Origin of the sequence: Mycobacterium palustre (assembly GCF_002101785.1) — a bacterium.
In the GTDB taxonomy this organism is placed as follows: Bacteria; Actinomycetota; Actinomycetes; order Mycobacteriales; family Mycobacteriaceae; genus Mycobacterium; species Mycobacterium palustre.
In genome coordinates this window covers 55,974-68,575 of record NZ_LQPJ01000112.1, presented here as the reverse complement: position 1 = coordinate 68,575, position 12,602 = coordinate 55,974, and the positions used below count along the sequence as shown (strand labels likewise).

The 12,602-nt window shown below is 72.6% G+C and carries 12 protein-coding genes; 3 read left to right on the top strand and 9 right to left on the bottom strand.

What is annotated here, in order from left to right; translation table 11 throughout:
* Positions 1 to 268: 268 nt before the first annotated feature.
* The 3 genes from AWC19_RS17470 (at position 269) to AWC19_RS17460 (ending at position 2,537) form a co-directional block, all read left to right on the top strand.
* Complete coding sequence (locus tag AWC19_RS17470; RefSeq protein WP_085079310.1) at positions 269 to 481, top strand: Rv1535 family protein; 213 nt, start codon at positions 269 to 271, stop codon at positions 479 to 481.
* Positions 482 to 551: 70 nt separating this feature from the next.
* Complete coding sequence (locus AWC19_RS17465; RefSeq protein WP_085079309.1) at positions 552 to 1,391, top strand: dienelactone hydrolase family protein; 840 nt, start codon at positions 552 to 554, stop codon at positions 1,389 to 1,391.
* Positions 1,392 to 1,493: 102 nt separating this feature from the next.
* The gene (locus tag AWC19_RS17460) at positions 1,494 to 2,537 is read left to right on the top strand and encodes an LLM class F420-dependent oxidoreductase (RefSeq protein WP_085079308.1); all 1,044 of its coding nucleotides are present in this window, start codon (positions 1,494 to 1,496) and stop codon (positions 2,535 to 2,537) included.
* 4 nt (positions 2,538 to 2,541) lie between these two features.
* Here the strand turns inward: AWC19_RS17460 and AWC19_RS17455 are convergent, their stop codons facing one another.
* The 9 genes from AWC19_RS17455 to eccCa all read right to left on the bottom strand — a co-directional run bounded on the left by AWC19_RS17455 (position 2,542) and on the right by eccCa (position 12,494).
* Positions 2,542 to 3,963: a hypothetical protein gene (locus tag AWC19_RS17455; protein ID WP_085079307.1), complete on the bottom strand. Its 1,422-nt coding sequence runs from the start codon at positions 3,961 to 3,963 to the stop codon at positions 2,542 to 2,544.
* Between the two features lie 2 nt (positions 3,964 to 3,965).
* Entirely contained in the window at positions 3,966 to 4,253 is a 288-nt protein-coding gene (locus AWC19_RS17450) for a type VII secretion target (RefSeq protein WP_085079306.1), read from the bottom strand.
* Between the two features lie 46 nt (positions 4,254 to 4,299).
* A complete protein-coding gene (glmM, locus tag AWC19_RS17445; protein WP_085079305.1) occupies positions 4,300 to 5,637 on the bottom strand; it encodes a phosphoglucosamine mutase in 1,338 nt (445 codons plus the stop codon).
* 148 nt (positions 5,638 to 5,785) lie between these two features.
* The gene (gene rpsI, locus AWC19_RS17440) at positions 5,786 to 6,265 is read right to left on the bottom strand and encodes a 30S ribosomal protein S9 (protein WP_085079304.1); all 480 of its coding nucleotides are present in this window, start codon (positions 6,263 to 6,265) and stop codon (positions 5,786 to 5,788) included.
* On the bottom strand, positions 6,262 to 6,705 hold the full coding sequence (gene rplM, locus AWC19_RS17435; RefSeq protein ID WP_085079303.1) for a 50S ribosomal protein L13: 444 nt from the start codon (positions 6,703 to 6,705) through the stop codon (positions 6,262 to 6,264). The genes rpsI and rplM overlap by 4 nt, the downstream gene beginning before the upstream one ends.
* Before the next feature lie 227 nt (positions 6,706 to 6,932).
* Positions 6,933 to 7,229 (bottom strand): WXG100 family type VII secretion target, encoded by a 297-nt coding sequence (locus AWC19_RS17430; protein ID WP_085079366.1) that lies wholly within the window; start codon positions 7,227 to 7,229, stop codon positions 6,933 to 6,935.
* Between the two features lie 14 nt (positions 7,230 to 7,243).
* Complete coding sequence (locus AWC19_RS17425; protein WP_085079302.1) at positions 7,244 to 7,555, bottom strand: WXG100 family type VII secretion target; 312 nt, start codon at positions 7,553 to 7,555, stop codon at positions 7,244 to 7,246.
* A 53-nt stretch (positions 7,556 to 7,608) separates the two neighbouring features.
* On the bottom strand, positions 7,609 to 8,877 hold the full coding sequence (locus tag AWC19_RS17420; protein ID WP_245849074.1) for a type VII secretion-associated protein: 1,269 nt from the start codon (positions 8,875 to 8,877) through the stop codon (positions 7,609 to 7,611).
* A complete protein-coding gene (gene eccCa, locus AWC19_RS17415; RefSeq protein WP_085079301.1) occupies positions 8,874 to 12,494 on the bottom strand; it encodes a type VII secretion protein EccCa in 3,621 nt (1,206 codons plus the stop codon). The genes AWC19_RS17420 and eccCa overlap by 4 nt, the downstream gene beginning before the upstream one ends.
* Positions 12,495 to 12,602: the final 108 nt, after the last annotated feature.

The following is a 12,602-nucleotide window of genomic DNA, read 5'->3' as shown; positions in this document are numbered from 1 at the left end:
CGCCCTACACTGCGAAATGTCGGGCGACGACTGGCAGCAACCAACCGCTCCCCGCGAAACAAGCTGCGGGCCAAAGGTTGACCGTGACGGGCACTCGGCGTCGGTCGCAACACAAATCAACGCCAATAGTTCAGCTACACGTAAACACCGCGACAATGTCCGGCCTTTCGAAACGCCAACCCTGAATTCGAAGAATGTACGAACGGGTCGCACCCGACTACCGGACTTCCGCTCTGACCGCCCGCGTAGATCTCCCAGGAGGGGAACCATGACCGCTGTTCTGCACGACGACGTGGTGACGAACCTACCCGCGGCGCGGTCGACCGCCCCCGAGCCGGCCCAGGTCACGAAGCGCCCCCACCGCGCCCCCGTCGGCGGCGGCGACCCCCTGGTCGACGGGGCCGCCCGTTTGCTGAGCATTCCGCTGCGCCAGGTCTACGCGGTGCTGTGGCGGATGGGCCTGATCGAGGTCATCGCCTAGCCGGCGCCCGGCGGACCCGCGGCGCCGCCGCACCAACCGGCACGCCACCGCGATGCGCTAACGTCGACCCGTGGCCCGCATCCGCAAGCTCGTCGCAGCCCTCAGCCGCCGTGGTCCGCACCGGGTCTTGCGCGGTGACCTGGCCTTCGCCGGTTTGCCGGGCGTGGTGTATACCCCCGAGACCGGGTTCAACCTGCCGGGCGTGGCCTTCGGCCACGACTGGCTCACCGGCGCCGCGCGCTACGCGGGCCTGCTGGAGCACCTGGCGTCGTGGGGCATCGTGGCCGGGGCGCCGGACACCGAACGGGGCGTGGCGCCGTCGGTGCTCAACTTCGCCTTCGATATCGGGACCGCGCTCGACGTCGTGGCGGGCGTGCGCCTGGGGCCGGGCAAGATCAGCGTGCACCCCGCCAAGCTCGGCGTGGTGGGCCACGGTTTCGGCGGGTCGGCGGCCGTGTTCGCCGCGGCCGGCATGCCCGACAAGCCGGCCGCGGCGGCCGCGATCTTCCCGGCCGTCACCAGTCCCCCGGCCGAGCAGCCGGCCGCCGCGCTGAAGGTCCCGGGCCTGATCCTGGCCGCGCCGGGCGACGCCAAGGCGCTCAACTCCAACGCGCTGGCGCTGGCCGCCGCCTGGGACACCGCGACGCTGCGCGTCGTGGGCAAGGCCCAGCCCGGCGGGCTGGTCGAGGGCCGGCGGCTGGCGAGGGTGGTCGGGTTGGCCGGCGCGCACCGGCGCACCCAGCGGTCGGTGCGGGCGCTGCTGACCGGCTACCTGCTCTATGCGCTCGGCGGCGACAAGACCTACCGCGGCTTCGCCGACGCCGACGTCAGGCTGCCCCGGACCGACCGGGTGGATCCCGAGGCCGAGGCGATCAAGCTCGAAGAGAAGATCGCCGCGCTGCTGAAGTGACGGAAAGCGGGTAGCGCGGCTTCGGCTCGGCGGCCCCTCGACGTCGGCCCGGGCATCGGCCCGTCCGCGGCCCCGCCCCGGCGGCCGTGGTATCTGTCGGGGATGCGAATCGGGATCGCGTTGGATTACTCGGGCGGCTTCCGCGAGGGCGTGGAGCGCGTCGTCGAACTGGAAAAGGCCGGCATCGACATCGCGGTGGTCGCCGAGGCGTATTCCTTCGACGCGGTCAGCCAGCTCGGGTACCTGGCCGCCAAGACCGGCACCGTCGAGCTGGCCTCCGGGGTGTTTCCCCTCTACATCCGCACCCCGTCGCTGCTGGCGATGACCGCGGCGGGCCTGGACTTCGTGTCCGACGGGCGGTTCCGGCTGGGCATCGGCACGTCGGGACCGCAGGTGATGGAGGGTTTTCACGGCGTCCCGTTCGACGCCCCGCTGGGCCGCACCCGCGAGGTGGTGGAGATCTGCCGCAAGGTGTGGCGCCGCGAGCGGGTGCGACACGACGGCAAGCATTACCAGATCCCGCTGCCCGCCGACCGCGGTACGGGCCTGGGCAAGCCGCTGCAGCTCATCAATCACCCTGTGCGCGAACGGATTCCGATCACGATCGCGGCGCTGGGGCCCAAGAACGTCGAGCTGACCGCCGAGATCGCCGAGGGCTGGCAGCCGGTGTTCTACCTTCCCGAAAAGGCGCACACGGTGTGGGGCGACGCGCTGGCGGCCGGCGCCGCCAAGCGCGACCCGGCCCTGGGCCCGCTGGACGTCGTGGTGCACGCGTCGCTGGCCATCGGCGACGACGTCGGCGAGCGGCTGGCGTGGGCCAAGCCGCAGCTGGCGCTCTACATCGGCGGGATGGGCGCCAGGGGCCGCAACTTCTACCACGACCTGGCGACCCGCTACGGGTATGGCGAGGTCGCCGACCGCATCCAGGAGCTGTACCTGTCCGGCCGCAAGGCCGAGGCCACCGACCTGGTGCCCGACGAGCTGGTCCGCGGGATGTCGCTGGTCGGCCCGCGCGGGTACGTCGCCGAACGCCTGGCCGCCTTCGCCGAGTCCGGCGTGACGACGCTGCTGGTGAGCCCCCTGGCCGCCGACCCGCGCGAGTCGGTGCGCTTCGTCGAGGACGTCCTGCGGCTGCGCCCCGCCTGATTCGTCACTGCCCCGCCTGCGGTAGCTGGTCGACGGCGATTTCGCAGGGCGTCGAGCCCGGTCCGGGGCCGCCGCCGGGCGGCGCGGGGGCCGGCGCGGGAGCCGCGACCGGCTCCGGTGCGGGCGCGTCCTCCGGCGGCGCCTGCGCGGGCGGCGGGTCCGGCGGCGTTGGCCCCGCGACGGGCTGCGCCTCCTCGGCCGGCTTGGCCTCTTCGGCCGGCTTGGCCTCCTCGGCTTGGTCGGCCTCCTCGGTGTCTTGCGTCGGGTGCTCCTCGTGATCCTCGCGACGCCGCTCGTCGTCGCGCTCGTCGTCGTCGCGCTCGTCGAGGGGATGGAAGGGGTCCTCGTCGGGATCCCCGTCGAAGCCCCCGAGCTCCGACGAGTCGTCGAGCCCGCCGCGCGCCGGACCCAGCAGGGAAGCCATCGCATCGACGATCCGGCCGGCCAGCCCGCCTAACCCACCCAACCCGCCCAGCTCGCCGCCGGGCATGGCCGAACCGCCGCCGAGCGCGGACCCGAGATCGGGCAGGGTGGACCCGAGATCGGGCAGCGCGGCCGCGGGGATGGGCGGCAGCGACGCCGCGGGGACGGACGGCGGCGCAACGGCTTGGGCCGGCGCGGCGGTCGTCGCCGCCGGCGGCGCAACGGCTTGGGCCGGCGCGGCGGGCACCGCGGCGGGTGCGACGACGCCAGCCGATGCGGGCGGACTCGTCGAACGCGGCCCGTCGTCGGGCCCCAGGTCGCCGGGAGACTCGAAACGCGCCACCGGCGCGGCCGCCATCCGGTCGATGACCATGTCGTAGGACGTCGCCACCCCCTCGGCCGTCGAACGCATCACGGTCAGCCAGTCGTCCCGAATCTCGTTGTCCACGTAAGGATTTACCTGTTGGCGGATCACGTCCTCGGCGGCCGCGCGACCGCCCGCCCCGGTGGTCACGGCAGCGGCGGCGGAAAGCCACTGGGCGCGCTGCGCCCGCGTGCGGTCGTCGATGGCGACGGCCGCGGCGACCTTCGAGTCGACGAGGTACCACAGGTTGTCGCGCAGCGACTCGCACCGTTGGGCCGCCGAGCGCACCTCGGCGGCCACCGCGCCGGCGGTGTCGACCTGGCGCTCCAGGAATCGAACCGCGGCGTCTCCGCCCGGCCCGCTCCACGCCGCGGCCAGCCGGGCGATCTGGGCGCGCTGCAACCGCAACGCGTCCGTCAGCGCCTCGCCCGCCGCCCGCAGCTCGGCGCAATCGCGGTCCAGCGCGCGAAGATCCATCCCGTCTTCGGTGTCGTACCAGTCGCGGATCTGGGACGGGCGCGCCGTCATCTCGGGATGCTGGTAGCCGAGCGCATGGCAGGCCTGCACGTACGTCTGGGTGTGCTCGACGGCGGCCCGGCCCTCCGAGAGGCGCTCGGCGACGTCCCACCGGTCGGCCACGATCAGGCGATCCGCGCCGCGGCGTACAGGTCGGCGTCGGCGTAGCGGTCGGCGCCGGCGCGCAACGCGGCGGCGGTCTCGACGACCACCCGAGACCACTGCGACACCTCGTCCCTGAGACGCTCCAGCTCGACGCGCAGCGCGTCCCCGCGCGCGCCATGCGCCCGCCCCGCCGCGGAGCCGCCGAAAGCCAGGCGCGCCAAGTGATTTGACACCGCGTCGTCGATGACTTCCGCGGCCGCGCCGAGCTGGTCGGCGATCTGGTGCACCCCCGCGCTGTCGAACCTCATGCCTAATCCGACGCCCGGCGCGGCGTCGGGGTTCCAGCGCGAAGGATCAGCCCGCGGCGCTCACCGCTTCGGCCAACCGGGTGGCGACGCGCTGGGCGATGCCCTCTTCGGGTGCCTCCACCATGACCCGGATCATCGGCTCGGTTCCCGAGGGGCGCAACAGGATTCGACCGGTGTCGCCCAGCTCGGCCTCGGCCCGCGCGACCGCGGCCCGCACCGAGGGGGCCGCGGCGGCGGTGGCCTTGTCGGCGACCTTGACGTTGATCAGCACCTGCGGCATCGCCCGCATCGCCGAGGCGAGATCGGCCAGCGCAGAGCCGGTTTGGACCATGCGCGTCATCAGCCGCAGCCCGGTGACGATGCCGTCGCCGGTGGAGCCCACCGCGGGCATGACGATGTGGCCGGACTGCTCGCCGCCGAGGCTGTAGTCGCCGGCCCGCAGCTCCTCGAGGACGTAGCGGTCGCCGACGCCGGTGGTGCGCACCGTGATGCCCGCCGCGCGCATGGCAAGGTGCAGGCCGAGGTTGCTCATCACCGTCGTCACCAGCGTGTCGGAGGCCAGCTCGCCGGCGTCCCGCATCGCCAGCGCCAGCACGACCATGATCGCGTCGCCGTCGACGAGCTCGCCGTTGGCGTCGACGGCCAGGCACCGGTCGGCGTCCCCGTCGTGCGCCAGCCCCAGGTCGGCGCGGTGGTCCACGACGGCCGCGCGCAGCGAATCCAGGTGCGTCGAGCCGCAGCCGTCGTTGATGTTGAGGCCGTTGGGGTCGGCGTTGATCGCGATCACCCGCGCCCCGGCCGCCCGGTAGGCGCGCGGCGCCACCGACGACGCCGCGCCGTGCGCGCAGTCGACCACCACGGTCAGGCCGTCCAGGCGCAGCGTGGCGGCCTTGCTCAGGTGGCGCAGGTAGCGGTCGGCGGCGTCCTCGGCGTCCACGACGCGCCCGATCCCGGCGCCGACCGGGCGCAGCCCGGGTCCGGCCGCCACCAGCTCTTCGATCTGGTCCTCGGTGTCGTCGTCGAGCTTGTGGCCGCCCGGGCCGAAGATCTTGATGCCGTTGTCGGGCATCGGGTTGTGCGACGCCGAGATCATCACCCCGAAGTCGGCGTCGTACGCGCCGGTCAGGTAGGCCACGGCCGGGGTGGGAAGCACCCCGACCCGCAACGCGTCGACGCCCTGGCTGGTCAGCCCGGCGATCACCGCCGCCTCCAGCATTTCGCCGCTGGCCCGCGGGTCGCGGCCGATCACGGCGACCCGCCGGCCCGGTCCGCCCGCGCCCGCCAGGCGCCGCGCCGCCGCGGCGCCCAGCGCCAGGGCCAGCTCGGCGGTCAGCTCGCGGTTGGCGACCCCGCGTACGCCGTCGGTGCCGAATAGTCGACCCATGCGGACAAACCTCTCACAGTTGACGACCGAGAACCAACGTGCACTTAACGTGCCCGTTCTTTTCTGACCGAAACCGCGCACGGATGCGCGCGGGCACGCCGCGCCACCATGCACAGACGCACGATTGCGGCCAGAAAGTGACGGTTGATCAGCGCTTGCTGTACTGCGGCGCCTTGCGGGCCTTCTTCAGGCCGTACTTCTTGCGCTCGGTGGCCCGCGGGTCACGGGTCAAAAAGCCGGCCTTCTTCAGCGCGGGCCGGTCCTCCGGCGACGCGATGATCAGCGCGCGGGCGATGCCCAGGCGCAGCGCACCGGCCTGACCCGACGGCCCGCCGCCGTGCAGCAGGGCGAAGATGTCGAAGCTTTCCGCCCGGTCGACGGTGACCAGCGGGGCCTTGATCAGCTGCTGGTGCACCTTGTTGGGGAAGTAGTCCTCCAGGCTGCGGCCGTTGAGGTCGAACTTGCCGGTGCCGGGCACCAGGCGCACCCGCACCACGGCCTCCTTGCGGCGGCCGACGGTCTGGATGGGCCGCTCGAACACGAACGATTCGCCGGCCACGGCGGCCGGGGCCTCCGTCGCCACGTCCGCGGTGGCGGTGGCCTCGAGGGCCTCGGTTGTCTCGGTCACTGGGCCACCTGCTTGATCTCGAACGGAACCGGCTGCTGAGCGGTGTGGGGGTGCTCGGGGCCGGCGTAGACGTGCAGCTTGCGCTGGATCTGACGGCTCAGCTTGTTCTTGGGCAGCATGCCGACGATCGCCTTCTCCACGACGCGGGTCGGGTGCTTTTGCATCAGCTCGCCGATCGAGCGGCTGCGCAGGCCGCCGGGATACCCCGAGTGGCGGTAGGCCAGCTTGCTCCGCAGCTTGTCGCCGCTGATGGCGACCTTGTCGGCGTTGACGACGATGACGTAATCACCGCCGTCGACGTTGGGGGCGAACGTCGGCTTGTGCTTGCCGCGCAGCAGGGTGGCCGCCGCGACGGCAAGGCGGCCAAGCACCACGTCCGTGGCGTCGATGACGTACCACGACCGCGTGGTGTCACCCGCCTTGGGCGCATAGGTGGGCACAGCGCTTACCTTCTCTTCTTCTCGAGGTGGATCCCGGGTCGAGCCGGGTGCCGGTCAGGCGTCCACGGTGGGGTTAATCTCGGCGACCGACGTTGACCCGAGGCCCCGGCGTACCGCACGCCAACCGAGCAGCTTACCGATGCGCGTCCCCGCAGGTCAAAACGACTGTGTGGTCCCGGCGGCTCTCCTCCGCCGGGACCACACAGGGGCTATCTGGCTCTCGGGCCCTAACCTCCCCAGACGCCGGCTGCGCGGCGGTCGGCGTTCGCCACCTCGTGCGCGCCGTCTGCCACCGCGTGTCCAAGGTCGACCAGTATCTCGTTCAGCGCGGTCGCCGCCTGATGCCACTTGAGCTGCTCGGCCTGGTAGGCGGCCGCCGCCTCGCGGGTCCACATCTGGTGCAACGGCGCGATCTGTGACCTGAGTTCGTCTAGCGCGGCGTTGAAACGGGCCGCGGTGGCGTGGATCTCCTGGCGTACCGAGTATTCGATTTCGCCGAAGTTGTACGAGAGCACGGGGTCCACGGGTCGCCCGCCCGTCACAAGTTTCCGCCGGCCGCAACGATGCGGTCGGCATGATCGTGGCCCGCCGCCCGCAGCGTGGCCTCGTTGTGCCGGATGGTCTCGGCGATCCTGTGCAAGACGTGATACAGCCGCGTCGACTCGGCGTTCCAGCGATCGACCACCTCTTTGAACCGCCCCGCCGCGAGCCCGCCCCACACCGATGGCGGCGTGTTGCTCATCCTGCTGATGAAGGCCTGCAACGTCGCCCGGATTTCGTCATTGCGCGCGTCCGTCGTGTCCGCGACCGAGCGCATCAGGTCGAAGTCGGTGCTCAATGTGTTCGCCATACAAGTAGGACCGCGCCGGTGCCGGTTCGGTTCCGTCCGTCTCGGTCGCCGGCCTATCCGATCGCGTGGGCGGACCGCACCGCCCGCTCGCAGGCCTCGCGGACGGCGTCCTCGTCGCCGGGCCGGCTCTGGCAGCCGATGCTGATCCGGACCGGGCCGTCCAGCAGCACCGTCCACCGCACGTGATGCTGCGGGCGCACCTCGCGATAGGTCACCGCGGGCCGTCCCGCCGTGGCGCCGGACGGATTGAAGTCGACGAACACCCCGGCGGCCTCCGCGTCGATCGCGTGCTTCAACCGCTCGGCGGCGCCGCTTAGCGTCTCGCCGGCCACGGGCGACTGCGTGACGTGCAAGGCGACCTCCGGATCCGTGGGCGACGTGACCTGCACCCGCGCCGAACCGGGCCCGGAGACCACCCGCTGCGTCGGCCACGCGGCGGGCACCTCCAGCGCCACGCGCCCTTCGACCAGAAACGTCGTCGGCGCCGCCGGGACCGGCACCGGCGGCGGCGTCCCCCGACGGCCCGGCGCCGCCACGGCGGGAAGCCCCAGCAACAAGCCGGTCACGACGACGGCCGCACCCGAGGCGCCGGCCGCCATCCGGCGTCGGCGGCGAACCGGGCCGCGCTCGTCGTCCCCGCCGGCCACGCGGGGCTCGTCGGGGATCGCCAGCGCGGACCGGGCCACGCGGCACAGCCGGGCGTCACCGATTTCGATCACCGGTCGCCCGCCGTCGCGCAGCGCAGCGGCTAGCGATGCGCCGAGCGGCACCGCCGCCGCGACCGTTGCGGGAGCATCGATCACCACGGTGGTCGCCGTCCCCCGCGCCATGTCCGCGACGACCGCCACGGTCTGCTCGACGATAAGGGCCGGTTCTTCGATCCGGGGTATCGCGGCCGTCCGCGCGCCGGTGACCACCACCAGCCGCTCGTCGATCTCCACGACGACGGTCGCGTCGCGGCGCCCGTCGGCCGCCTGCGCCAGCAGCCAGGCCCGGGGGCGCGCCACCACCTCGCCGGTCGTCCGCTTGGCGGCGTTGGTCGCCACGGCGACACGCGCCGACGACCACCATGACGGATGCACCAGGACCAGGCCGTCGCGGTGCTCGCACTCCAGTGACCGAAACACGCTGCGCCACAACGAGTCGACGGTGACCGGGCGGCCGGCGACGAGCGCCACCCGATCGTCTATCGCGCCCAGCGCCTCCCCGACGATCTCAGATGTGTCGTCGTCAGGCTGTGCCGTTGTGCCACAACACAATCGGCGGATCGTGCCGGGCCCCGCCTCGATGATCGCGCGGCGTGGGCCGGTGGCCGGTCTCACGGCGCCGGGGTCCAGGCCACTTGTACGAGCAGTTCGTCGCCGCCGCTCGCGGCCAGCAGGCCTCGGCCCGGCGGCAATCGCGCGGGGCGGCCGGGGCCCCACAGGGGACCGTCGTCCGGGCGCCTGCTCATCGTCAGCGTCAGGCAGCCGAGGTCGCGCAGCCCGGCCAACAGCGGCTCGAACAACGCGCGCTCGGCGCCGCCGCTGCGGCGCGCCACGATGAGGTGCAGCCCCAGATCCGTTGCGAACGGCAAGTATTCGGTGAGGGGCGCGAGCGGATTACCCGCCGGGGTCGCGACGAGGTCGTAATCGTCGACGACGAGATAGACGTCCGGCCCCGACCACCAGGACCGCGCCCGCAGCTGCGCCTGGGTCGCGTCCGCGGGTGGCATGCGCCGTCGCAGGACGTCGAGCAGACCCGGCAGCACCGCACCGAGTGCGGCCGGCGACGTGGCGTAGCCGCCAAGGTGTTCCGACTCCACGACGCCCAGCAGGGCTCGGCGGAAGTCGACGATGAGCAGTTCGGCTCGCGCGGAGGATTGCGTCCGAACGATCTCGCGGCACAGGGTGCGCAGCGTGGCGGTCTTGCCGCACTCGTTGTCCCCGAGGATCAGCAGATGCGCATGCCGGCTGAAATCGACCGTCACCGGGGCGAGCCGGCGCTCCTCGACGCCGAGGAGGATCCGCCCGGCGGCCCCGGCATCCGCCCCGCGCACCACGGTGTCGAGGTCCACGTGGCTGGGCAACAGCGGTATCGGCGGGGCGACCGCGTCGCCCTCGGGAAGGTCGTCGATGGGCCGGGCGATCACCATGTGCAGCCCCTCGGGGGACAGGCCGCGGCCCGGGCGATCGTGGGGCACCTGCCGGGCCCGCTTGCGGTCGATCTCGGAATCCGCGGGATCACCCAGCCGCAGCTCGATGCGGGTGCCGATTTGATCCTTCAGCGACGGCCTGATCTCCGCCCAGCGCGACGCCGACAACATCAGGTGCACGCCGAACGAAAGGCCTTGCGCGGCAAGCGCGGTGATCGGGCCCTCGAGCGCCTCGAACTCGTGACGCAGGCCGGCCCAGCCGTCGACGACGAGGAACACGTCGGCGACGGGTTCATCGGACCTCCGCGCCTCCCTGCAACGGATGACGCACTCCAGCTCGGCGACCGTCCGCCGCACCAGCTCCGGCTCGGCCCGCCCGGCGACGGCGCCCACATGCGGCAAGGAGCGCAGCGACGCCAGCGCCCCACCGCCGAAGTCCAGGCAGTAGAAGTGGACCCGGTGCGCGTCGTGCGTCGCGGCCAAGGCGGTGACAAGGGTTCGCAGCGCGCTCGACTTGCCCGATCGGGGCGCACCGACGACCGCGACGTTGCCTGCGGCCCCGGATAAGTCGACCGTCAGCGGGGTGTGGCACTGCTCGAATGGTCGGTCGACGATGCCGATCGCAACGGTCAGGTCGGCCAACACGGGCGCACCGTCGCCGAGCAGGGCGCCCAGCGCGGGCGGCGCGCCCAGCGGCGGTAGCCACACCGGGTGCGCGGGCGGTCCCTGTCCCTCCAGGCGGTCCAGGACGGCTTGCAGGACGGTCCTTGGCGGCGGCGCGGCCACCTCCGTCGCCCGCGCCGGGGCGCCGGCCGGCCGGGCGCTGAAGAGGCTGACCGACGGCGCCCGCACCGCCGCGACGCGCCGCGGCGCGACGCGCAGCGGCGCCGAAACGAACGCGGCCTGAAAGCGAACCGGTTCGCCGTGGCTGCAGCGGAGCAAACCCGCGCCGGGCGTATTCGGCAGGTGATACGCATCGGGTGTACCCAGCGCCGCCCGCGATTCTCCCGCGGAGAGGGTCTTCAGGCAGATGCGGTAGGACAGATGCGCCTCCAGCCCGCGCAGCCGGCCCTCGTCGAGCCGCTGACTGGCCAGCAGCAGGTGCATCCCCAGCGAGCGGCCGAGCCGGCCGATCGCGACGAAGATGTCGGCGAAATCGGGGTGCTGGCTGAGCAATTCGGAGAATTCGTCGACGACGATGAACAATGTCGGCAGCGGGGGCAAGGCGCCGCCCGCTCGACGCGCCCGCTGGTAGGCCGCGACGCCGGCGCAGCGCGCCGTTCGCAGCAGCTGTTGCCGGCGGTTCATCTCGCCCGCCAGCGCGTCGTGCATGCGGGCCACCAACGGCGCCTCCTCGGCAAGGTTGGTGATGACCGCGGCCACGTGAGGGGCCCGCGACAGATCGAGAAACGTTGCGCCGCCCTTGAAATCGATGAGCAGCAGGTTGAGTTCCTCCGGGGAGTTCCGGGCCATCATGCCCACCGCGATGGTGCGCAGCAGCTCCGACTTGCCCGACCCGGTGGCGCCCACGCACAGGCCATGTGGCCCCATGCCGTTTTCGGCGGCCTCTTTGATGTCCAGCAGCAGCGGCGCTCCGTCGGCGGTGGTGCCGATGGGAACGCGGAGCCGACCGGCGTGTGCGGCATCGGCCGGCCCGGCCACCTCGAGCCAGGCGATTTCGTCGGCCCCGCTCGAGCCGGCGCGGTATTTCGCGAGCCGACGGGCGCATACCAGCGCGTCCAACCGACTCATCCGGTCGGGCCGTGGCAGCGGCTGAACCACGCCGGCACGACGGACCGTCACCGCCGTGTCGTCGGCGCGGGCGCAGACCCGCAGGATGGTCGCACCGGTAATCGTCTCGGCGACATCCGGATCGGTGCGGTCGTCCAGGTCGGCGACGATCACCCGGTGCGGTGCGCCGGCACCGGTTATAGCGTCGCGGGCCTGCCCCAGGCTCCGATACACCAGGCGGGCGGATCCCACCGCGTCCGTGGCGACCGGATGCTGGTTGTGCGGCAACCACTTCAGCCAATCCCAGTCGGCATGATGGCGGTCGCTGAGCGCGGCGACGACCAGCAGTTGGTCCGGTGGGTGCAGCACGGCCAGTTGGCAGATCAGTGCCCGCAGCAGTGCGCGCACCGCCTCCCCGTCGCCGTCGACCGTCACCGTCCCTTCGGCTCCCAGCCCCACGGTGAGGGGCACCTCGCCCACCGTCGACTGTGCGTCGAGGAATCGACGCAGGGCCGTGGCGGTGACCGGATCCGCGCGCTGCCCCGATTTCGGCTCCGGGGCCACCAACCGGGTGGCCAGCGGCTGCGTTCCCAGGCCGGCGCGGACCACGCCGAAGTCGGTGTCGCGCACCTGCCGCTCCCACATCCGAGGCCCCCCGATCAACGTCCACAGCGTGTCCGGATCGGGGTGGCTCCAGAGCAGCGAAAGACGCTGGGCCGCCGCGGTTTCGGTGACGGTGCGGCGCAGTTCGCACAAGTATCCGAGATAGTCGGCCCGATCCGAGTCGACGCCGCCGGCTCGCCGCGGGCCGCGCCCGGCCGCCACGCTCACCGCGGTCGAGACCAGCATCATGATCGGGAACGCCGCGATCATCGGGTTGCGGGTGACCGACGAGCCGGACCAGTAGGCCGCCGCCATGGCGCCCAGGCTCACGACCAATGCGACAACCGGCACCAGCCGAGGCAGCACGCTCGGGGGTCGAGGTGGCGGGTCCGGTGGCGCCTCGACGACGACGTCCGCGGTGGCGACCGCCGGCGGCGGCCGCCGCGCCACCGGCGCGAAACTTTGAGTCAATCTCGCCCCCTCCCAGCGTTTGGCGACGGTAAGCGGGGCCCGAGTCGGCTGCAAGTCGCCTGTGGACAACCGGATGGACCGGGTCCGAAACGTGGCTACTGTGCCGGT